General features: G+C 58.4%; 16 protein-coding genes and 1 pseudogene. 7 read left to right on the top strand and 10 right to left on the bottom strand.

Annotation, left to right across the window (positions count from 1 at the left end; genetic code table 11):
* Positions 1-19 precede the first annotated feature (19 nt).
* Both mgtA and SK58_RS21310 read left to right on the top strand, forming a co-directional pair.
* Positions 20-2,728 carry a magnesium-translocating P-type ATPase gene (mgtA, locus tag SK58_RS21315; protein ID WP_017383907.1) on the top strand — a complete coding sequence of 903 codons (2,709 nt, stop codon included), beginning with the start codon at positions 20-22 and terminating at the stop codon, positions 2,726-2,728.
* 202 nt (positions 2,729-2,930) lie between these two features.
* The gene (locus tag SK58_RS21310; RefSeq protein ID WP_032620840.1) at positions 2,931-5,315 is read left to right on the top strand and encodes a beta-N-acetylhexosaminidase; all 2,385 of its coding nucleotides are present in this window, start codon (positions 2,931-2,933) and stop codon (positions 5,313-5,315) included.
* 85 nt (positions 5,316-5,400) lie between these two features.
* Here SK58_RS21310 and gbpA read toward each other — a convergent pair whose 3' ends face one another.
* The 5 genes from gbpA to SK58_RS22640 form a co-directional block, all read right to left on the bottom strand.
* Complete coding sequence (gbpA, locus tag SK58_RS21305; RefSeq protein WP_032634094.1) at positions 5,401-6,849, bottom strand: N-acetylglucosamine-binding protein GbpA; 1,449 nt, start codon at positions 6,847-6,849, stop codon at positions 5,401-5,403.
* A 137-nt stretch (positions 6,850-6,986) separates the two neighbouring features.
* The gene (ridA, locus tag SK58_RS21300) at positions 6,987-7,373 is read right to left on the bottom strand and encodes a 2-iminobutanoate/2-iminopropanoate deaminase (protein WP_003863373.1); all 387 of its coding nucleotides are present in this window, start codon (positions 7,371-7,373) and stop codon (positions 6,987-6,989) included.
* Positions 7,374-7,446: 73 nt separating this feature from the next.
* Positions 7,447-7,908, bottom strand: coding sequence for an aspartate carbamoyltransferase regulatory subunit (gene pyrI, locus SK58_RS21295; protein WP_003863370.1), 462 nt, complete (start codon positions 7,906-7,908; stop codon positions 7,447-7,449).
* Positions 7,909-7,920: 12 nt separating this feature from the next.
* Positions 7,921-8,853 carry an aspartate carbamoyltransferase gene (gene pyrB, locus SK58_RS21290; protein ID WP_003863368.1) on the bottom strand — a complete coding sequence of 311 codons (933 nt, stop codon included), beginning with the start codon at positions 8,851-8,853 and terminating at the stop codon, positions 7,921-7,923.
* A gap of 34 nt (positions 8,854-8,887) precedes the next feature.
* Positions 8,888-8,992, bottom strand: coding sequence for a pyrBI operon leader peptide (locus tag SK58_RS22640; RefSeq protein WP_071524139.1), 105 nt, complete (start codon positions 8,990-8,992; stop codon positions 8,888-8,890).
* On the opposite strand from SK58_RS22640, the pseudogene SK58_RS23025 reads away from it, so the two are divergent.
* Positions 8,972-9,089: pseudogene (locus SK58_RS23025) on the top strand (hypothetical protein). The gene SK58_RS22640 and the pseudogene SK58_RS23025 sit on opposite strands and share 21 nt — an antisense overlap.
* Before the next feature lie 3 nt (positions 9,090-9,092).
* Here SK58_RS23025 and SK58_RS21285 read toward each other — a convergent pair.
* From SK58_RS21285 to arcA, 5 genes are all read right to left on the bottom strand, one after another.
* A complete protein-coding gene (locus SK58_RS21285; protein WP_003863366.1) occupies positions 9,093-9,572 on the bottom strand; it encodes an arginine repressor in 480 nt (159 codons plus the stop codon).
* Between the two features lie 80 nt (positions 9,573-9,652).
* Positions 9,653-11,056, bottom strand: coding sequence for a YfcC family protein (locus SK58_RS21280; protein ID WP_022646882.1), 1,404 nt, complete (start codon positions 11,054-11,056; stop codon positions 9,653-9,655).
* Between the two features lie 46 nt (positions 11,057-11,102).
* On the bottom strand, positions 11,103-12,107 hold the full coding sequence (argF, locus tag SK58_RS21275; RefSeq protein ID WP_017694634.1) for an ornithine carbamoyltransferase: 1,005 nt from the start codon (positions 12,105-12,107) through the stop codon (positions 11,103-11,105).
* A gap of 119 nt (positions 12,108-12,226) precedes the next feature.
* Entirely contained in the window at positions 12,227-13,138 is a 912-nt protein-coding gene (locus SK58_RS21270; RefSeq protein WP_048220406.1) for a carbamate kinase, read from the bottom strand.
* A 10-nt stretch (positions 13,139-13,148) separates the two neighbouring features.
* On the bottom strand, positions 13,149-14,369 hold the full coding sequence (gene arcA / locus SK58_RS21265) for an arginine deiminase (protein ID WP_015572525.1): 1,221 nt from the start codon (positions 14,367-14,369) through the stop codon (positions 13,149-13,151).
* 675 nt (positions 14,370-15,044) lie between these two features.
* Between arcA and SK58_RS21260 the strand changes: the two genes are divergently transcribed.
* From SK58_RS21260 to SK58_RS21245, 4 genes are all read left to right on the top strand, one after another.
* Positions 15,045-15,497, top strand: a complete 453-nt coding sequence (locus SK58_RS21260; RefSeq protein WP_023302990.1) for a YhcH/YjgK/YiaL family protein — start codon at positions 15,045-15,047, stop codon at positions 15,495-15,497.
* Positions 15,498-15,733: 236 nt separating this feature from the next.
* Positions 15,734-16,642 (top strand): 2-keto-3-deoxygluconate aldolase, encoded by a 909-nt coding sequence (gene yagE, locus SK58_RS21255; protein WP_048220405.1) that lies wholly within the window; start codon positions 15,734-15,736, stop codon positions 16,640-16,642.
* Between the two features lie 14 nt (positions 16,643-16,656).
* Complete coding sequence (yagF, locus tag SK58_RS21250) at positions 16,657-18,624, top strand: xylonate dehydratase YagF (RefSeq protein WP_023302992.1); 1,968 nt, start codon at positions 16,657-16,659, stop codon at positions 18,622-18,624.
* Positions 18,625-18,850: 226 nt separating this feature from the next.
* Complete coding sequence (locus tag SK58_RS21245) at positions 18,851-20,233, top strand: MFS transporter (protein WP_045339568.1); 1,383 nt, start codon at positions 18,851-18,853, stop codon at positions 20,231-20,233.
* Positions 20,234-20,243: the final 10 nt, after the last annotated feature.

The following is a 20,243-nucleotide window of genomic DNA, read 5'->3' as shown; positions in this document are numbered from 1 at the left end:
CGGATGCGGGGGAATGACTATGCTGAAGAATATCACCCGGCAGCTGCAAGCGCTGCTGAGCCGTCACCTGCCACATCGCCTGATTGCGCGCGATCCGCTGCCAAATGCCAACACCATGGCGGGAGCGGCAATCCCCGCTTCCCTGACCGAGCGCTGCCTGAACGTGGCGGCGATGGATGAAAACGAAGTCTGGCGCGCCTTTGGCGGCCACCCGGAAGGGCTGAACGCGCAAGAAGTGTTAAAAATCCGCGCGGAACATGGCGATAACCAGATCCCGGCGCAGAAACCCTCTCCCTGGTGGGTCCACCTGTGGCTCTGCTACCGCAATCCGTTCAACCTGCTGTTGACGGTGCTCGGGATTATCTCTTACGCCACTGAAGATCTGTTTGCCGCAGGCGTGATTGCCCTGATGGTGGGGATCTCCACGCTGCTGAACTTTATTCAGGAAGCGCGCTCCACCAAAGCGGCGGACGCCCTGAAAGCGATGGTCAGCAACACCGCCACCGTGTCGCGCGTGATTAACGACCTCGGCGAGAACGCCTGGATTGAGCTTCCCATTGACCAGCTGGTGCCGGGCGATCTGGTGAAGCTGGCGGCGGGGGACATGATCCCGGCGGATTTACGCGTCATCCAGGCGCGGGATCTGTTCGTCGCGCAGGCGTCACTCACCGGTGAATCCCTGCCCGTAGAGAAGGTAGCGCGGACCCGCGATCCGCAGCAGATGAACCCGCTGGAGTGCGACACCCTGTGCTTTATGGGCACCACGGTGGTTAGCGGCACCGCGCAGGCGATTGTCACCGCCACCGGCGGCAATACCTGGTTTGGACAGCTTGCCGGACGCGTCAGCGAGCAGGAGAGCGAGCCGAATGCATTCCAGAAAGGCATTGGCCGCGTCAGCATGCTGCTGATCCGCTTTATGATGGTCATGACGCCGATTGTCCTGCTGATCAACGGCTACACCAAAGGCGACTGGTGGGAAGCGGCGCTGTTCGCGCTCTCCGTGGCCGTTGGCTTAACGCCGGAAATGCTGCCGATGATTGTCACCTCCACGCTGGCGCGCGGGGCGGTCAAACTCTCTAAACAAAAGGTGATCGTTAAACACCTCGACGCCATCCAGAACTTTGGCGCGATGGACATCCTTTGCACCGATAAAACCGGCACCCTGACGCAGGACAAAATCGTGCTGGAGAACCACACCGACATCGCCGGAAAAACCAGCGAGCGCGTGCTCCACAGCGCCTGGCTGAACAGCCACTATCAGACCGGGCTGAAAAACCTGCTCGACGTGGCGGTGCTGGAAGGGGTGGACGAGGAGTCTGCCCGCACGCTCTCCGGTCGCTGGCAGAAGGTGGACGAAATCCCGTTCGACTTCGAGCGCCGCCGCATGTCGGTGGTGGTCAGCGAGCAGGCGGACGTACATCAGCTGATCTGCAAAGGAGCATTGCAGGAGATCCTGAATGTTTCCACGCAGGTGCGCCATAACGGCGAGATCGTGCCGTTGGATGAGACCATGCTGCGCCGCATCAAACGCGTCACCGATAACCTGAACCGTCAGGGGCTGCGCGTGGTGGCAGTAGCCAGCAAGTTCCTGCCTGCGCGGGAAGGTGACTACCAGCGTATCGATGAATCCGATTTGATCCTCGAAGGTTACATCGCATTCCTCGATCCGCCGAAAGAGACCACCGCGCCGGCGCTAAAAGCGCTGAAAGCGAGCGGTATCACCGTCAAAATCCTCACCGGCGACAGCGAGCTGGTGGCGGCCAAAGTGTGCCACGAAGTCGGCCTGGACGCGGGCGACGTCGTCGTGGGGAGCGACATTGAGCACCTGTCCGACGATGAGCTGGCCGAGCTTGCCCAACGCACCACGCTGTTTGCCCGCCTGACGCCGATGCATAAAGAGCGCATCGTTACCCTGCTGCGTCGTGAAGGGCACGTGGTCGGCTTTATGGGCGATGGCATCAACGACGCGCCCGCGCTGCGTGCGGCGGACATTGGTATCTCCGTGGACGGCGCGGTGGATATTGCTCGCGAGGCGGCGGATATCATCCTGCTGGAAAAGAGCCTGATGGTGCTGGAGGAGGGCGTCATCGAAGGGCGTCGCACCTTCGCCAATATGCTCAAATACATCAAAATGACCGCCAGCTCCAACTTCGGCAACGTCTTCAGCGTGCTGGTGGCGAGCGCGTTTCTGCCGTTCCTGCCGATGCTGCCGCTGCATCTGCTGATCCAGAACCTGATGTACGATGTCTCTCAGGTAGCGATCCCGTTTGATAACGTGGACGACGAGCAGATCCAGAAGCCGCAGCGCTGGAACCCCGCCGATCTGGGGCGCTTTATGCTGTTCTTTGGGCCGATCAGCTCTATCTTCGACATTCTGACCTTCTGCCTGATGTGGTTTGTGTTCCATGCGAATACGCCAGAACACCAGACGCTGTTCCAGTCCGGCTGGTTCGTGGTGGGACTGCTGTCGCAGACGCTGATTGTGCACATGATCCGCACCCGCCGCATTCCGTTTATCCAGAGCCGTGCCGCGTGGCCGCTGATTGTGATGACGGGCATTGTGATGGCGCTCGGGATCGCGCTGCCGTTCTCGCCGCTGGCAAGCTACCTGCAACTTCAGGCGCTGCCGCTGAGCTACTTCCCGTGGCTGGTGGCGATCCTCGCGGGCTACATGGTACTGACGCAGATGGTGAAAGGGTTCTATAGCCGTCGGTATGGGTGGCAGTAAATTATGTTTGCCGGGTGGCGGCTTCGCCTTACCCGGCCTACTCCCGAAACGTAGGCCCGGTAAGCGCAGCGCCACCGGGCAATAGCTTTCCTCCCAAATTCAACAACCTGTGATCTCTGTCGGCGCATTCGCTTGACGACAATTTGAGCGCATGTTAACAGAATGTTTTGCCTTTATTTGGCCCGTCAGATAAGGAACATTCATGTTACGGTACAGTCTCTTAACCGCCGGGCTTATGCTCGGCGCTTCCGCCTTTGCCGCCCCGGCAGGCGACCTTCCCTTAATGCCCTGGCCTGCGAAGGTTGAGCGCCCGACCACTCAGGGCGCGCTGGTGCTTAACAATCAACTCTCCGTGAGCGTCAGCGGCGACGATCTGGGGGATGCGGTCAACCGCCTGCGCCAGCGCATTGCGCTGCAAACCGGCTGGACGCTACAGCCGCAGGCCGAAAAACCGGACAAGCCGACTATCCGCATCGCCATCGCCAAAAAGGTGAAGCCGCAGCCGCTGCCGGACAGCGATGAGAGCTATAAACTCACGGTGGACGCCAACGGCGTAAATATCTCCGCCAACACCCGCTTCGGCGCGCTGCGCGCCATGGAAACCTTGCTTCAGCTGATGCAGAACGGCGCCGAAAACACCTCGATCCCGTGGGTAACCATTGAAGATTCGCCGCGCTTCCCGTGGCGCGGGCTGCTGCTCGATTCGGCGCGCCACTTCCTCCCGATTCCGGATATTAAACGCCAGATCGACGGCATGGCCGCGGCAAAACTCAACGTTCTGCACTGGCACTTAACCGACGATCAGGGCTGGCGCTTCAGCTCAAAGCGTTATCCAAAATTAACCCAGCTTGCCAGCGATGGGCTGTTCTACACCCCGGAGCAGATGCGCGAGATTGTGCGTTACGCTGCCGAGCGCGGCATACGCGTGGTGCCGGAAATTGATATGCCGGGCCACGCCTCGGCGATTGCCGTCGCCTACCCGGAGCTGATGAGCGCGCCGGGGCCGTACGCCATGGAGCGCCACTGGGGCGTGCTGAAGCCGGTGCTGGATCCAACCAAAGAGGCAACTTATACCTTTGCCGACGCGATGGTCAGCGAACTGGCGGCGATCTTCCCGGATCCGTATCTGCATATTGGCGGCGATGAGGTTGACGACAGCCAGTGGAAAGCGAACGCTGCGATCCAGACGTTTATGCGCGACAACAAACTGGCGGACAGCCACGCGTTGCAGGCGTATTTCAACCGCAAGCTGGAGACGATCCTTGAGAAGCACCACCGGCAGATGGTTGGCTGGGATGAGATCTACCATCCCGATCTGCCGAAAAGCATTCTGATCCAGTCCTGGCAGGGACAGGACGCGCTGGGGCAGGTGGCGCAGAACGGCTATAAGGGCATTCTCTCAACCGGTTTCTACCTCGATCAGCCGCAATCCACCGCCTACCACTACCGCAATGAAATTGTGCCGCAGGGGCTGAACGGCGTGGATGTGATAGCGGACACCGACAGCGTCCAGAGCTGGGCTTTCTCCATGCCGCGTCTGAAAGGCAAGCCGGTGGAAGGCAGCTTTACGCTGGTGAAAGGCGATGCCGGGTGGCGCGGATTTATTGATTTTGCCGGGAAATCGCGTCGGGCGGTGGAGAACATTCAGTGGCGGGACGACAACCAGGTAACGTTTACCGTTGATACCTGGATGGGTGAAACGCGTCCGGTCGTTTCCGTTGAGAACGATAAGCTCAGCGGCTATTTCCTGGTGGGTAACGCCCGCTACCCGATCGACGGCACGCGTCTGGACGCGGTGCCAAAAGGCATACCGCCGGTGGTGCCGGACCCGGCGAACGAGGCCAATCTGCTCGGCGGCGAAGCCGCGCTGTGGGCGGAAAACGTGGTCGCGCCGGTGCTTGATATCCGTCTGTGGCCGCGCGCCTTTGCGGTGGCGGAGCGGCTATGGTCGGCGAAGGACGTCAACGACATCGACAACATGTATACCCGGCTCCAGGCGATGGACAGCTGGTCGACGGTGTCGGCTGGACTACAGCAGCATACCCAGCAGCAGGTGCAGTTCACGCGCCTCGCCAACAATGCGGATACCCTGCCGCTGCAAATTCTCGCCCAGGCGCTTGAACCGGCGCAGTATTACACCCGCCAGCATCTTAAGTTCCAGGCCGGAAACTATCATCAGTTTGAGCCGCTCAACCGGCTCGCTGACGCGCTAAACGCGGAAAGTGCGATCGTGCGTCAGATGAATAAATGGGCGGACCGTCTGGTGAGCGACGCGGAAGACACGGAAAGCGCCGACGCGCTGCGCCACGTCTTTAACCGCTGGCAGAACAACACCAGCGATGCGCTGGCCTTGAGCGAAAACAGCTATCAGCTGAAGGCGATCAAGCCGGTGATTCAGGAGGTGGACAAGCTTTCGTCGATTGGCCTGAGGCTGACGGATCTGGTGGCGCGCCAGGGCACGCTGGACGACAACGAGATCGCGTCGATCCAGAGCGAACTGGATAATGCGGCGAAGATCCAGGACGAGGTGGTGATTGCGGCGGTTTACCCGCTGGAAACGCTGCTGCGTGCGACGCGGAATCAGTAACAAATGCGCCCGGTGGCGCTACGCTTACCGGGCCTACGTGACGTGTAGGCCCGGCAAACGAAGTGCCGCCGGGCGTGAAGGCAACTCAGTTCTTCAGCACCCACGCCTCTCTCCAGTGCGCGCCCACGCCTGGCTCAAACTGGTTTGCGGTTGGGCTGTACTGCACGCAGTAGCCGCTATACGGGAACGGTTTACACTCGTAGGTCTTACCGTTTTTAGGCTGTAACACCACGGTGCCCGCTTTGTAAGAGGCAATGCTGTCCGGGAAGATAAAGTCATGCGGGCCGCTGCTGTCCGCCGCGTCGCTTTCCAGCATCAGGTTTAGCACGTCCTGCGCGAACAGGGTGCCGTCTTTGTTGGTGGCGTAGTATTTCAGCATATGGTGGCCCGCCGTGACGTCAGTCAGCGTCATGGTCACGTTTTGATTGACGTTATTCATATCCTGCTTCAGGTAACCTTTTTCGGCACCGTGGTGGTTCATCACGTGCGCTTCAAAATTAACGTCACCCTGCGTGTTCACATGGAAGGTTACAATCACATTGCCATGTTCGATTTTGCTGTATTGCAGATCGGAAACGGCGATGGTCTCGCTCACCTGCGCTTTTTGCTCTTCATAAGAGATGGCAACGGATTTCAGCGTGCTGCCGTCTTTCACGAATACGCTGTTGGCGCCGTGAACCGGACTAATTTCACCGGCTTCATCTTTCACACCGACGCGGACATCGCTATGAGCGGTGTTGATCTTCTGCGCCAGATCGTAGGACCACTGGTTAGCGTCGCCTTGTTCTGAAGAGCCGATGGTCATTTCAGTACGCAGGGCGGCAACTTCCCCGTTGGCGTCGAAGAAGCGTGCAATCACTTTATCGCCCACGTTCAGGTTATTCCCGGCAATCTGTCCGCTCAGGGTTTTACTCCACTGGGATATTACCGCTGGGGTATCGTCCGGCGTGACGTTGCCGCCGTTACCGAAATCAACGTCAATGGCCTGATAGAAACTGTTTGTGGTATCCGCAATTTCCCACACGCCATAAATAACCTGGTAGCCCGTACGTTCCGGGACATTACAGGTCTTGGATTTTGTCATGGACGGTGCCTGACCATTCCCGTTAATAGTACAGAACGGCGTTAATTCGAACTGGTCACGGGTCAGCGGTTTATTGGGGTCCCAGTTTTGTTTGGTAATGTAATAACGCCAGTTGGTGGTTTTATGCGGCGCGGTATGGTGCCAGACAAATTCATGCGGGCCTGCCGTCATGGGGCTTTTAGTCCAGGCGTTCAGGCTCTGCTTATCAAGCTGGGAGTAGCTGGCAATACCGGCGCTGGCAAGCTGGCCGTCAGGCGGCATTGCGCCCGTCGGGAAGCCGGAGGTCTTTTCTACGCTCTGCGGTTCATATTGTACAGAGCCACAGTCAATATTCTGGCCGAGCTTACACATATAAGCGCGGCTGGCGGGGGATTCTATATATCCGTGTGCAAGTGCGGAAGACGCAACCGCTAATGTGGCAACGGCCAGCGCGATCTTAGAGAGTTTCATTCTTCATCCATTAATTAGAATATAACAAGGCAGCGTCAGTCTATTAATGGAGTGGGGGATGCGTCATTGCCTGGAGAGAGTAAAAATGGTCGCAATAAAAAAGGCAGCCTGAGCTGCCTTCTCTTTATTGAAATAAATTAGCGACGTACGGCAATCGCTTCAATTTCAATTTTTACGTCTTTTGGCAGACGCGCCACTTCCACACAGGAGCGCGCCGGGAAGGTGGCGTTGTGCTCGGTGAAGAACGCTTCATAAGTGGCGTTGACGGTGGCGAAATCGTTCAGATCTTTCACGAACACGGTGGTTTTGACGATATCGCCCACTTTCAGGCCGGCAGATTCGACGATCGCCTGCACGTTTTCCAGCGACTGACGCGCCTGCGCCGCTACGTCGGCTGGCACTTCACCGGTTTTTGGGTTCACTGGGATCTGACCAGAAGTGATGATCATGCTGCCCAGATCAACGCCCTGAACGTATGGGCCGATAGCCGCTGGTGCATTTTCCGTCGCGAGTACTTTGCTCATTTTTTCTCCAGAATTACAGCGTTAAGAATGTTCCCGGCCATTATAACAGCCGGGATTTCATTACCAACCTCAATTAGTTGGCCAGCACCACATAATGAGAAAACTCTTTTTCGCAGTATTTGCATTTGAGTGCAATGTCATTGGCGCGTTTTTTCACTGCGAAACTGGAGGAAACCGGCTCAGCATGACTGATGCAGTTGCTGTTCGGGCAGACCAGCACGCTTTCGATGCGATCCGGCAGGCTTGGGCGGGATTTGCCCACCACGTCGTAATCGTCGATGCGGTTAACCGTGGCGTCCGGCGCGTACAGAGACAGCTGGTTGACCTGCTCGTCGGTCAGGAAGGTATTCTCGATTTTGATCAGGTCTTTACGGCCCATTTCGCCCGACGGCAGGTTCAGGCCGATGGTGATGCGCTGGTCGGTTTCAGTCAGTTTGAACAGCGTCAGCAGCTTAAAGCCCACCTGCGCAGGGATGTGGTCAATCACGGTGCCACGCTTGATGGCTTCAACCTGGAGTTTGTTATCGTGTGTCATGGTCGTCTCCCCTTACAGAGCTAATTCGCGATTCAGAACCAGTGCCAGTAACGCCTGGCGGGCGAAGATGCCGTTTCCGGCCTGCTGGAAGTACCAGGCGTGCGGCGTTTTATCCACGTCTGTGGTGATCTCATCGATGCGCGGCAGCGGGTGCAGCACCTTCATGTTGTCGCGCGCGCCCTCGAGGTCGCTGGCGCGCAGGACGAACTGCGCCTTCACGTTGGCGTACTCGGATGGGTCAAGACGCTCTTTCTGCACGCGGGTCATGTAGAGAATATCCACGTTGCCCATCACTTCTTCTATGCTGGCGTGCAGGCTCCACGCGATGCCTTTTTCGTCCAGCATATCGAGAATGTACTGCGGCATCGCCAGCGCGTCCGGCGCGATGAAGAAGAAGCGGTTGCCGTTAAATTTCGCCAGCGCCTGGGTCAGGGAATGGACGGTGCGGCCATATTTCAGGTCGCCGACCATGGCGATGTTCAGGTTCTCAAGCGTGCCCTGCGTCTCCTGAATGGTGAACAGATCCAGCAGGGTCTGCGTCGGGTGCTGGTTGGCACCGTCACCGGCGTTCAGCACCGGAATCCCGCCGGAAAACTCGGTCGCCAGACGCGCCGCGCCCTCCTGCGGGTGGCGCATCACAATCGCGTCCACGTAGGTGCTGATGACTGAAATGGTATCCGCCAGGGTCTCGCCTTTTTTGCCCAGCGACGTGTTGCTGCTGTCCGAGAAGCCCACCACGCTCGCGCCCAGGCGGTGCATGGAGGTTTCGAAGGAGAGGCGGGTGCGGGTGGAGGCCTCGAAGAAGCAGCTCGCAATCACCTTGTGCTTCAGCAGCTCCGGTTGCGGATTGGCCTTCAGTTTTGCCGCGGTTTCCAGAACCAGTTCCAGCTCTTCGCGGCTGAGGTCGTTTATGGAAATGATGTGTTTTTGATAAAGCGGATTCATGTTTATCTCCTGACGCCGGGCAAAAAAAAGCCCCTCAAATGAGGGGCTCTGGGAATAGGTTTAGCAACGGGAAGAAAAACGGCAGGCCAGCGTCTGATTTCAGACGCGGTAAGACGATATGTCGTACACGCTTGACCATGCTTCCTCCCGGCAAATTGTCGGGCATTATACGCAGCTCGCTTTTGGGATCAAGCGATTTAATGCACGCTTTACTCAATGCAAACGGTTCTTTATGAATATTAATGCGTTCTGAGTAAATAATTAATTTGCTTATGCACCAGTGCGGTGCGCTTCACCACGCGGGGGGCGACCCAGACGATACTGCTTCCGGCCACCACGCCTAAAATTTCCGGTAACTGGTGATAATCCAGAATACGCGCCACCGCGCGGCCATATCCGGCGACGGTATGGATAAGGATAAATTCGCTGTTGTGCTCCACGCTCACCACCATTTCAGAGACGGTACGCGCCGCGTCGGGGGCCGGGCGCAGCTGGGGATTCAGCGAATAAATCTTTAGCCCTTTGGCATTGCGAATTTTTATGACACCGAGCAACTTGAGCAGACGTGAAACGGTGGACTGGCTGATGGTCTCAAAACCCCGCTCCTGTAAGTCGCGGCGGATCTCCTCCTGGGAGAGATAGCTCTTTTCCGCGATCAGACGCTGGCAGACCGTTAGCTGTAGTTGCTCTTTGGGAGAGTACTCTTCGTAATCCATCATAGTTCCCATATCAGTTCCCGAAATAACCGGTGGCACTGCACCGATCCGTAGGCCGGATAAGCGCAGCGCCATCCGGCAAATTACAACAGGGCGCCCAGGCTTAACGCCACCATAATCACCACCGTTAAAATCCCCAGCAGCGGCGCGACCCATTTCAGATAGCGCACGTAGGGCACGCGGGCGATAGCCAGCCCGCCCATCACGACGGCAGAGGTGGGAGTGATCAGGTTAACGATGCCGGACGCCGACTGGTAAGCCGTAACCACCAGGTCGCGGTTGACGTTAGCGAAATCGGCAAGGGGCGCCATGATCGGCATCGTCAGAACGGCCAGGCCGGACGAAGAAGGCACAAGAAACGACAGCACCACTTCCAGCCAGTACATCACGTTGATGAACGCCACCGTCGACAATCCGGTGACCATTCCCTCGGCGCTGTGCAAAATGGTGTGGGTAATCATGCCCTTATCCATGATCACTACGATACCGCGCGCGATGCCGATAATCAGCGCGACGCCCAGCAAATCTCGCGCGCCGTTGATAAAGGTTGAGGTCAGCTCCTCTTCGCTCATGCGGGCGATCAGCCCGACGATAATCGCGCTGGCGAGGAACACCGCCGAGATCTCCGCCATCCACCAGCCCAGCACCGCCACGCCGTAGATCATCACCGCGAAGGCGAGGGCGAAGATCACCAGGATGAGTTTGCGCACCGGGGTAAATTCCAGCGACTGCTCGCCCTTGTTGCCGAGGAAGTGGGCGAGATTCTCTTCCTGCTTATCCGCCACGATCGACAGCGACGGATCCTTGCGCACCTTGCGGGCGTAACGCATAACCCATGCCACGCAGATGATCCAGCCGATCACCAGCAGCGCGATGCGCAACATGATGCCGTTGGTGAAGGGGATCCCGGCGGCGTTGGCGGCGATCACCGTGGCGAACGGGTTGATGGTGGAGCCGAGGGTGCCGATCCCCGCGCCGAGCAGCACGGTGGACGCAGCAACCACCGGATCGAACCGCGCCGCCAGCATCACCGGCACCAGTAAGGTATAGAAGGGCAGCGACTCTTCTGCCATGCCGTAAATCGTGCCGCCTGCGGCAAACAGCGCCATCAGGATCGGGATCATCCACTCTTCGCGTCCGCGCAGCCGGGTGGTGACGCGCTCGATCCCGGCGTCTATCGCCCCGGTTTTAGTGACGATCCCGAGGAATCCCCCGATGATCAGAATAAACAGCGCCACGTCGATGGCCCCGGCCTGGCCGGACTCCGGATCGTACAGCCCGGCAATCGGCGCCATCAGCACCGAAACCAGCCCCTGCGGGTGCGCTGCCACGTGCGCGTAGGTGCCAGCAACCGGCACTTCTTTACCGAGCGCCTCGTTCATTGCCATATGGTACTGCCCGGCCGGAACAATCCACGTCAGCACGGCAACCACGGCAATCAGAAAAAAGAGAATGGTGTAAGCGGAGGGAAACTTGAACTTGCCCATGATGTTCTCCTGAACCCGGCGCACCCCGCGGCGCGCCGGGCGGTGATTAGTCGCCGAGTGTCGCCACCATGACCGCTTTAATGGTGTGCATGCGGTTCTCTGCTTCGTCGAAGACGATGGAGTTCGGTGATTCGAAGACCTCTTCCGTCACTTCCAGTCCCTTCAGGCCGTACGCCATTTCGATTTCGCGGCCCACTTTGGTGTGCTCGTTGTGGAACGCTGGCAGGCAGTGCATGAACTTGACGTTCGGGTTACCGGTGGCCTTCATCACGTCCGCGTTAATCTGATATGGCTTCATCAGGCTGACGCGCTCGGCCCAGGCCTCCTTCGGCTCACCCATGGAAACCCACACGTCGGTGTAGAGGAAATCGGTGCCCTGCACGCCTTCCTCCACGTCGTCGGTGAGGGTGATGCGCGCGCCGGTCTCTTTGGCGATGGCGCGGCACTGCTCAACCAGGCCCGCCTCCGGCCAGAAGGATTTCGGCGCCACAAGGCGGATATCCATCCCCATTTTGGCCGCGCCGACCATTAGCGAATTACCCATGTTGTTCCGCGCGTCGCCGAGATAAGCAAAGCTCAGCTCCGGCAGGGTTTTGCCCGGAGAGTGCTCCAGCATGGTCATCAGGTCGGCGAGGATTTGGGTCGGGTGGAACTCGTCGGTCAGGCCGTTCCACACCGGCACGCCCGCGTACTCGCCCAGCTCTTCAACGATGGCCTGGCCGTAGCCGCGATACTCGATGCCGTCATACATCCGGCCCAGCACGCGCGCGGTGTCCTTCATCGACTCTTTGTGGCCAATCTGCGATCCGCTTGGGCCGAGGTAGGTGACCTGCGCGCCCTGGTCGAACGCACCCACTTCGAAGGCGCAGCGGGTGCGGGTGGAGGTTTTTTCAAAGATCAGGGCGATGTTTTTCCCGACCAGGGTTTGTTTTTCGCATCCGGCTTTTTTGGCGGCCTTCAGCTCGATGGCGAGATCGATCAGGTACTGGATCTCCGCCGGGGTGTAGTCCAGCAGTTTCAGGAAGTTGCGGTTTTTCAGGTTAATGGTCATGGGGAAATCCTTTTTAAAATTTAGCTGTCTGATGCCCTCACCCCGGCCCTCTCCCAAAGGGAGAGGGGGCGTACATTCCCTCTCCCTTTGGGAGAGGGTTAGGGTGAGGGGAAAACGACTCAGTTACGAATCAACGTGCCTTTCTCGCCCGCCAGGATCTCCGCGCCGTCGGCCAGCGCGCCGATCCCGGCAATGCCGCCGCAGGCCTCAACAAACTCGCGGCAGGCGGCCACTTTCGGCCCCATCGATCCCGCGTCAAACTGCATATCTCTGAGCAGCTCCGGCGTCACCTGCGCCAGCGGACGCTGGGTTGGCTTGCCCCAGTCGAGATACACCGCGTCGGCATCGGTGAGGATCAGCAGGGCATCGGCCTCGATCTGGCGCGCCAGCAGGGCGGCGGAGAGGTCTTTGTCGATCACCGCCTCGATCCCGCGATAGCCGTTGGCGTTTTCCACTACCGGCACGCCACCGCCGCCGTTGCAGATCACCAGGTGGTCGCGCTGAATCAGCGCCGTGATGGCGTCGCTCTCGACGATGCGCTTCGGCTGCGGCGACGGCACCACGCGGCGGAAGTAGCTGCCGTCGGCCTTAAACACCCAGCCTTTCTCTGCGGCCAGCGCTTTAGCCTGGGCTTCGCTGTAGACCGGGCCGATGTACTTGGTCGGGTTACTGAAGGCCGGGTCGGCGGCGTCCACTTCCACCTGCGTGAGCAGGACGCTGACCTCGCGCTGGGGCAGATTGTTTTTCAGCGCCTGCTGGAGCATGTAGCCGATCATTCCCTGGCTTTCGGCGCCAAGAACGTCCAGCGGGTAGGGAGTGACTTTGTCGTAGGCGCTGTTTTGCAGCGCCAGCAGTCCGACCTGCGGGCCGTTGCCGTGCACCAGCACCACGCGCCACTGCTCCGTTAAGCCGGCGATGGTGCGGGCGGCCTGCTCGATGTTCTGGCGCTGGATGTCCGCTTCAAGCGGCTCGCCGCGCTTGAGCAGCGCGTTGCCGCCAAGGGCCACAACCAGAGTGGGTTTTCGTTCCATGATGGCTCCTTTAAATTCCGTCGCGTTCCAGTGGGCAGCTCATGCAGCGCGCGCCGCCGCGACCGCGTCCCAGCTCGTCGCCCGGGATCGGCAGCACGGTGATGCCCGCTTTGTCGTACTTCTCGTTGGTCCAGACGTTGCGCTCGTAGCCGATCACCACGCCCGGGCGGATGGTCAGGACGTTGTTAGCGTCGTTCCACTGCTCGCGTTCGGCTTCAAAGGCGTCGCCGCCGGTGGTGATCAGGCGGACGTGGTTAATGCCGAGGGCTTTCTCGATGGCGTGCAGCAGGTCGGTTTCCTGGGTGCGCAGCAGGCCGCCGCGTCCGTCCGGGGTGAGCGTCCAGCATTGGGCGTCCTTGCGCACCACTTCCGGGTAAACGGAGAAGGTGTCTACGTCGATGTGGGTCATCACGGTGTCGAGGTGCATGCAGGAGCGGTGTTTCGGCAGCTCAACGGCAATCACGCGCTCGGCCTGGCGATGTTTAAACAGACTGTTGGCGAGGAACTCCACGCCCTGCGGCGTCGTGCGCTCGGACATGCCGATCAGTACCGCCCCGCGACCAATCACTAATACGTCGCCGCCTTCTAAGGTGGCGTGGTCGTAATTAATATTCTCGTCGCCGAAATACTTAATAAACTCGCCGTCGGCAAATGCGGGGTGCCAGCGATATATTGCCCGCAGGTTATTGGTTTCACGCTGGCGGGCGGGTTTCGCCATCGGATTAATGGAGACGCCGTTATAAATCCAGCAGGAGGTATCGCGGGTAAATAAGTGGTTCGGCAGCGGCTTCATAATAAAATCATTCGCCGTGTGGGTATCGACCACCATATTTTTAATGGCTGCCGGAATTTCACCGTAGGTTAATCCGCCGCTTAATCTGCGCGCCAGTTCCCGGTGCGGCATATCCGCCAGCCAGCCGCGCACGTCGGCGGCAAAGGTTGGTCCCAGGCGATAGTCGGAGATTTGTGTTTCAAGAAGCCAGGCTTTTGCTTCAGCAATATCAAGCGTTTGCGTAAGAAGGTCGGTCAACAGCAGGACTTCCACACCCTGCTCGCGCAGCGTGTTTGCGAAGATGTCATGCTCTTCACCCGCCCGTTCAACCGAGAGCACGTCATCAAATAGCAGCTCCTGACAGTTTGAGGGGGTTAACCGTTTCAGACTTAAATTAGGACGGTGCAGCATAACGCTACGCAATTGACCAATTTCAGAACCGACGTAATGCTTTTCCATAATTATTCCTTTAACTTTTTTTCAGAATAAAAAGGGCATGCGCCATGTGATGTGTTTAATTTCATGGCGGCTAAGCTCAATTGATTTCGTGATTTATAGTAGGCGCTTAAATAATGGTTATTGTGACATTGCTCACGCGAAAACCGATATTGAACAGTTTATTTTCAATTGCATGATTCGTATCAGATAATGATTAATTTCATATTATTAAGGGATGAATAGCTAAGCAGGAACGGGTGGCAATATTTGAAGTTGTTATTATTTTGTAGAATCACACGCTTTGAAATATTTGGTTATGTTGTTGATTTTAATGGATAAAATGTTGTCACGGGAATAGCTATGCAATAATGACAGTTAACTATTTTTCACTTAAGAGAAATCAATAAATAATTATGGATTTTTAAAGGAAATAACCAAAGTGGTAAAGTGTGATACACCAACAGGTTTTGTGGGTTATGTTTTAAATTCAGTGAGTTAGATCCTATGTGCAAAGTGCATGAAATGAGGTTATGCATAACCACTGCATAAATGCCTGTGTGCAATTAACAGTGGATTAACACATTTCCCGATAAACATGCGCTGACGCAAATCTTGTCAAAAAAGGGCTGGTATGGAAGAGGCAATTCTCGTATAAAACATAAAAATGAAACAATGTTTTAATCTGAGGGTTGTATCATGATTATTGGCAATATTCATCATCTCCAGTCCTGGTTGCCAGAAGAGCTGCGCCAGGCCATTGAGCACGTTAAGGCCCACGTCACCGACGCAACGCCGACCGGTAAGCACGACATCAATGGCAACAGCCTGTTTTATCTGGTTTCGGAGGACATGACCCAGCCGTTCGCCGAGCGTCGCGCTGAATACCATGCACGCTATCTGGATATTCAGATTGTGCTAAGAGGTCAGGAAGGGATGACCTTCAGTACCCTGCCGCACGGTACGCCGGACACCGACTGGCTGGCGGACAAAGACATCGCGTTCCTGCCGGAAGGCGAGCAGGAGAAAACCGTGGTGCTGAGCGAAGGGGATTTTGTAGTGTTCTGGCCGGGCGAAGTGCATAAGCCGCTGTGCGCGGCGGGAGCGCCGGCGCAGGTGCGTAAGGTTGTGGTGAAGATGCTGGTAGAGTAACCCCTCACCCCGGCCCTCTCCCAAGGGGAGAGGGTGTAAAAGTTCCCTCTCCCCTTGGGAGAGGGTTAGGGTGAGGGCACCAGACCGCACCCACGCATAATGTGATCCAGCTTAAACTTCCCGCACTCCCTCATCCCTTCCCATTTACCTGCGCTTTTTCTGCGTCATAGTATGATCGTTAAATTAATGAACGCCGTTCTATAATGTAGAACAAAATGTTTCAACAAGGAGATCTCATGCCGCAGTCCGCGTTGTTCACGGGTATCATTCCCCCTGTCTCCACCATTTTTACCGCCGATGGCCAGCTCGATAAACCGGGTACCGCCGCGCTGATCGACGATCTGATTGCTGCGGGCGTCGACGGCCTGTTCTTCCTGGGCAGCGGCGGCGAGTTCTCCCAGCTCAGCGCCGAAGAGCGTAAAACCATTGCTCGGTTTGCGATCGATCATGTCGATCGTCGCGTGCCGGTTCTGATCGGCACCGGCGGCACCAACGCCCGGGAAACCATTGAGCTGAGCCAGCACGCGCAGCAGGCGGGCGCGGACGGCATCGTGGTGATCAACCCTTACTACTGGAAAGTGTCGGAAGCGAACCTGATCCGCTATTTCGAGCAGGTGGCCGACAGCGTCACGCTGCCGGTGATGCTCTATAACTTCCCGGCGCTGACCGGGCAGGATCTGACCCCGGCGCTGGTGAAAACCCTGGCCGAATCGCGCAGTAACATCGTCGGCATCAAAGACACCATCGATTCCGTCGCCCACCTGCGCAGCATGATCCACACCGTTAAAGGCGCCCATCCTCATTTCACGGTGCTGTGCGGCTACGACGATCATCTGTTTAATACCCTGCTGCTCGGCGGCGACGGGGCGATCTCGGCCAGCGGCAACTTTGCCCCACAGGTGTCGGTAAATCTTCTGAAAGCCTGGCGGGATAACGACGTGGCGAAAGCGGCTGAGTATCATCAGACCCTGCTGCAAATCCCGCAGATGTATCAGCTGGATACGCCGTTTGTGAACGTCATTAAAGAGGCGATCGTGCTCTGCGGTCGTCCGATTTCTACGCACGTCCTGCCGCCAGCCTCGCCGCTGGACGAGCCGCGCAAGGCGCAGCTGAAAACCCTGTTACAACAGCTCAAACTCTGCTGAGCCGGACGATAACGATGACCATTGAGAAAATTTTCACCCCACAGGACGATGCGTTTTATGCGGTGATCACCCACGCGGCGGGGCCGCAGGGCACGCTGCCGCTGACCCCGCAGATGCTGATGGAATCCCCCAGCGGCAACCTGTTCGGTATGACGCAGAACGCCGGGATGGGCTGGGATGCCAACAAGCTCACCGGCAAAGAGGTGCTGATCATCGGCACCCAGGGCGGCATCCGCGCCGGAGACGGACGCCCGGTCGCGCTGGGCTACCACACCGGACACTGGGAGATCGGCATGCAGATGCAGGCGGCGGCGAAGGAGATCACCCGCAACGGCGGGATCCCGTTCGCCGCCTTCGTCAGCGATCCGTGCGACGGTCGCTCGCAGGGCACGCACGGCATGTTCGACTCCCTGCCGTACCGCAACGACGCGGCGATCGTGTTTCGCCGCCTGATCCGCTCCCTGCCGACGCGCCGGGCGGTGATCGGCGTGGCAACCTGCGATAAAGGGCTGCCCGCCACCATGATTGCGCTGGCTTCCATGCACGATCTGCCGACCATTCTGGTGCCGGGCGGGGCGACGCTGCCGCCCACCGTGGGGGAAGATGCGGGCAAAGTGCAGACCATCGGCGCGCGCTTCGCCAACCATGAGCTCTCCTTGCAGGAGGCCGCCGAGCTGGGCTGTCGCGCCTGCGCGTCGCCGGGCGGCGGGTGTCAGTTCCTCGGTACGGCGGGCACCTCGCAGGTAGTGGCGGAGGCGCTGGGTCTGGCGCTGCCGCACTCTGCACTGGCGCCGTCCGGGCAGGCGGTGTGGCTGGAGATCGCCCGCCAGTCGGCACGCGCGGTCAGTGAACTGGATAACCGTGGCATCACCACGCGCGATATCCTCACCGACAAAGCCATCGAAAACGCGATGGTGATCCACGCGGCGTTCGGCGGCTCCACTAATTTACTGCTGCACATTCCAGCCATCGCCCACGCGGCGGGCTGCACGATCCCGGACGTTGAACACTGGACGCGCGTCAACCGCAGGGTGCCTCGCCTGGTAAGCGTGCTGCCCAACGGCCCGGACTATCACCCGACCGTGCGCGCCTTCCTCGCGGGCGGCGTGCCGGAGGTGATGCTCCACCTGCGCGATCTCGGCCTGTTGAATCTGGACGCCATGACCGTCACTGGCCAGACAGTGGGCGAGAACCTCGACTGGTGGCAGAGCTCGGAGCGCCGTAAGCGCTTCCGCCAGTGCCTGCGCGAGCAGGACGGCGTGGAGCCGGATGACGTGATCCTGCCGCCGGAGAAGGCAAAAGCGAAAGGGCTGACCTCGACGGTCTGCTTCCCGACGGGCAACATCGCGCCGGAAGGATCGGTGATCAAGGCCACGGCGATCGACCCGTCGGTGGTGGGTGAAGATGGCGTTTACCGCCACACTGGCCGGGTGCGGGTGTTTGTCTCGGAGGCGCAGGCGATCAGGGCCATCAAGCGGGAAGAGATTAAGCAGGGCGATATCATGGTGGTGATCGGCGGTGGCCCGTCCGGCACCGGCATGGAAGAGACCTACCAGCTTACCTCCGCGCTGAAGCATATCTCGTGGGGCAAGACGGTGTCGTTAATCACCGATGCGCGCTTCTCGGGCGTGTCGACGGGGGCCTGCTTCGGCCACGTATCGCCGGAGGCGCTGGCGGGAGGGCCGATTGGTAAGCTGCGCGATAACGACATCATTGAGATTGCCGTGGACCGCCTGACTCTGACCGGTAGCGTGAACTTCATCGGTACCGCGGACAACCCGCTGACGCCGGAAGAGGGCGCGCGCGAGCTGGCGCGGCGGCAGACGCACCCGGACCTGCACGCTCACGACTTTTTGCCGGACGATACCCGGCTGTGGGCGGCATTACAGTCCGTGAGTGGCGGCACCTGGAAAGGCTGTATTTATGACACCGATAAAATCATTGAGGTAATTAACGCCGGTAAAAAAGCACTCGGCATTTAATTATTTTCTGAGAGAAAGTCGTCTGCGGAAAATATTCCGCGGGCGGTTTTTGCTTGTCTTTAATTTGATAATTTAAACAATGACTTGTGATATATCGTTAGCGTCACAAAAGCGAAATAACGTAATTCAGAAATAAGATATGACCATTGCTGGTTAATTGAGCATCTCATTACACTCCAGTAACACAATGTTGTAATTCAGCACACTACATAAGGGTGTAATTCTGATGACGCAATTAACCATGAAAGACAAAATTGGCTACGGGCTGGGTGATACCGCCTGCGGCTTCGTCTGGCAGGCCACGATGTTCCTGCTGGCCTATTTCTACACCGACGTGTTCGGTCTCTCCGCGGGCATAATGGGGACGCTGTTTTTAGTTTCCCGCGTGCTCGACGCCGTGACCGATCCGCTGATGGGGCTGCTGGTAGACCGCACCCGCACCCGCTACGGCCAGTTCCGCCCGTTCCTGCTGTGGGGCGCCATCCCGTTTGGCATCGTCTGCATGCTGACCTTCTACACGCCGGACTTCTCCGCGCAGGGCAAAATCATCTACGCCTGCGTGACCTACATTCTGCTGACTCTGGTCTACACCTTCGTTAACGTCCCGTACTGTGCCATGCCGGGGGTGATCACCGCCGACCCGAAAGAGCGTCATGCCCTTCAGTCCTGGCGTTTCTTCCTCGCCGCCGCGGGGTCGCTCGCCATCAGCGGCATCGCGTTGCCGCTGGTCAGCATCATCGGCAAAGGGAACGAGCAGGTGGGCTATTTCGGCGCCATGTGCGTGCTGGGTCTGAGCGGCGTGGCCCTGCTTTATGTCTGCTTCTTCACCACCAAAGAGCGCTACACCTTTGAGGTGCAGCCAGGTTCGTCGGTGGCGAAAGATCTTAAGCTGCTGCTGGGCAACGGCCAGTGGCGGATCATGTGCGCCTTCAAGATGATGGCGACCTGCTCCAACGTGGTGCGCGGCGGGGCGACGCTCTACTTCGTGAAATACGTGATGGATCACCCGGAGATGGCGACCCAGTTTTTACTCTACGGCAGCCTCGCCACCATGTTCGGCTCTCTCTGCTCGTCTCGTCTGCTGGGCCGCTTCGACCGCGTCACCGCCTTTAAGTGGATCATTGTCGCTTACTCTCTGATTAGCCTGCTGATCTTCTTCACGCCGGCGGAGCATATTGCCCTGATTTTCGCCCTCAACATCCTGTTCCTGTTCGTCTTTAACACCACCACGCCGCTGCAATGGCTGATGGCCTCTGACGTGGTGGATTACGAGGAGAGCCGCAGCGGGCGACGCCTGGACGGGCTGGTGTTCTCCACCTACCTGTTCAGCCTGAAGATTGGCCTGGCGATTGGCGGGGCAGTGGTGGGCTGGATCCTGGCGTACGTGAACTACTCCGCCAGCAGCAGCGTGCAGCCGGTCGAGGTGCTCACCACCATCAAAATTCTGTTCTGCGTGGTGCCCGTGGTGCTCTATGCGGGCATGTTCATCATGCTGTCGTTTTATAAGCTCACCGACGCCCGCGTGGAGGCCATCAGCCAGCAGCTGATCAAGCACCGCGCGGCGCAGGGCGAGGCCATTCCCGACGCCGCGACAGCCGCATCCCATTAACCGGAGGCAA

The sequence above is a fragment of the Enterobacter sp. BIDMC93 genome, from assembly GCF_001037805.1.
GTDB lineage: Bacteria > Pseudomonadota > Gammaproteobacteria > Enterobacterales > Enterobacteriaceae > Enterobacter > Enterobacter hormaechei_C.
Note: the sequence above shows the minus strand (reverse complement) of the source record. Positions and strands in the feature narration are given on the sequence as shown.

Excerpts from the sequence above, each read along its gene's own strand:
- mgtA (WP_017383907.1), top strand. The coding sequence starts at position 20 with ATGCTGAAGAATATCACCCGGCAGCTGCAAGCGCTGCTGAGCCGTCAC.
- SK58_RS21310 (WP_032620840.1), top strand. The coding sequence starts at position 2,931 with ATGTTACGGTACAGTCTCTTAACCGCCGGGCTTATGCTCGGCGCTTCC.
- gbpA (WP_032634094.1), bottom strand. The coding sequence starts at position 6,849 with ATGAAACTCTCTAAGATCGCGCTGGCCGTTGCCACATTAGCGGTTGCG.
- ridA (WP_003863373.1), bottom strand. The coding sequence starts at position 7,373 with ATGAGCAAAGTACTCGCGACGGAAAATGCACCAGCGGCTATCGGCCCA.
- pyrI (WP_003863370.1), bottom strand. The coding sequence starts at position 7,908 with ATGACACACGATAACAAACTCCAGGTTGAAGCCATCAAGCGTGGCACC.
- pyrB (WP_003863368.1), bottom strand. The coding sequence starts at position 8,853 with ATGAATCCGCTTTATCAAAAACACATCATTTCCATAAACGACCTCAGC.
- SK58_RS22640 (WP_071524139.1), bottom strand. The coding sequence starts at position 8,992 with ATGGTCAAGCGTGTACGACATATCGTCTTACCGCGTCTGAAATCAGAC.
- SK58_RS21285 (WP_003863366.1), bottom strand. The coding sequence starts at position 9,572 with ATGATGGATTACGAAGAGTACTCTCCCAAAGAGCAACTACAGCTAACG.
- SK58_RS21280 (WP_022646882.1), bottom strand. The coding sequence starts at position 11,056 with ATGGGCAAGTTCAAGTTTCCCTCCGCTTACACCATTCTCTTTTTTCTG.
- argF (WP_017694634.1), bottom strand. The coding sequence starts at position 12,107 with ATGACCATTAACCTGAAAAACCGCAACTTCCTGAAACTGCTGGACTAC.
- SK58_RS21270 (WP_048220406.1), bottom strand. The coding sequence starts at position 13,138 with ATGGAACGAAAACCCACTCTGGTTGTGGCCCTTGGCGGCAACGCGCTG.
- arcA (WP_015572525.1), bottom strand. The coding sequence starts at position 14,369 with ATGGAAAAGCATTACGTCGGTTCTGAAATTGGTCAATTGCGTAGCGTT.
- SK58_RS21260 (WP_023302990.1), top strand. The coding sequence starts at position 15,045 with ATGATTATTGGCAATATTCATCATCTCCAGTCCTGGTTGCCAGAAGAG.
- yagE (WP_048220405.1), top strand. The coding sequence starts at position 15,734 with ATGCCGCAGTCCGCGTTGTTCACGGGTATCATTCCCCCTGTCTCCACC.
- yagF (WP_023302992.1), top strand. The coding sequence starts at position 16,657 with ATGACCATTGAGAAAATTTTCACCCCACAGGACGATGCGTTTTATGCG.
- SK58_RS21245 (WP_045339568.1), top strand. The coding sequence starts at position 18,851 with ATGACGCAATTAACCATGAAAGACAAAATTGGCTACGGGCTGGGTGAT.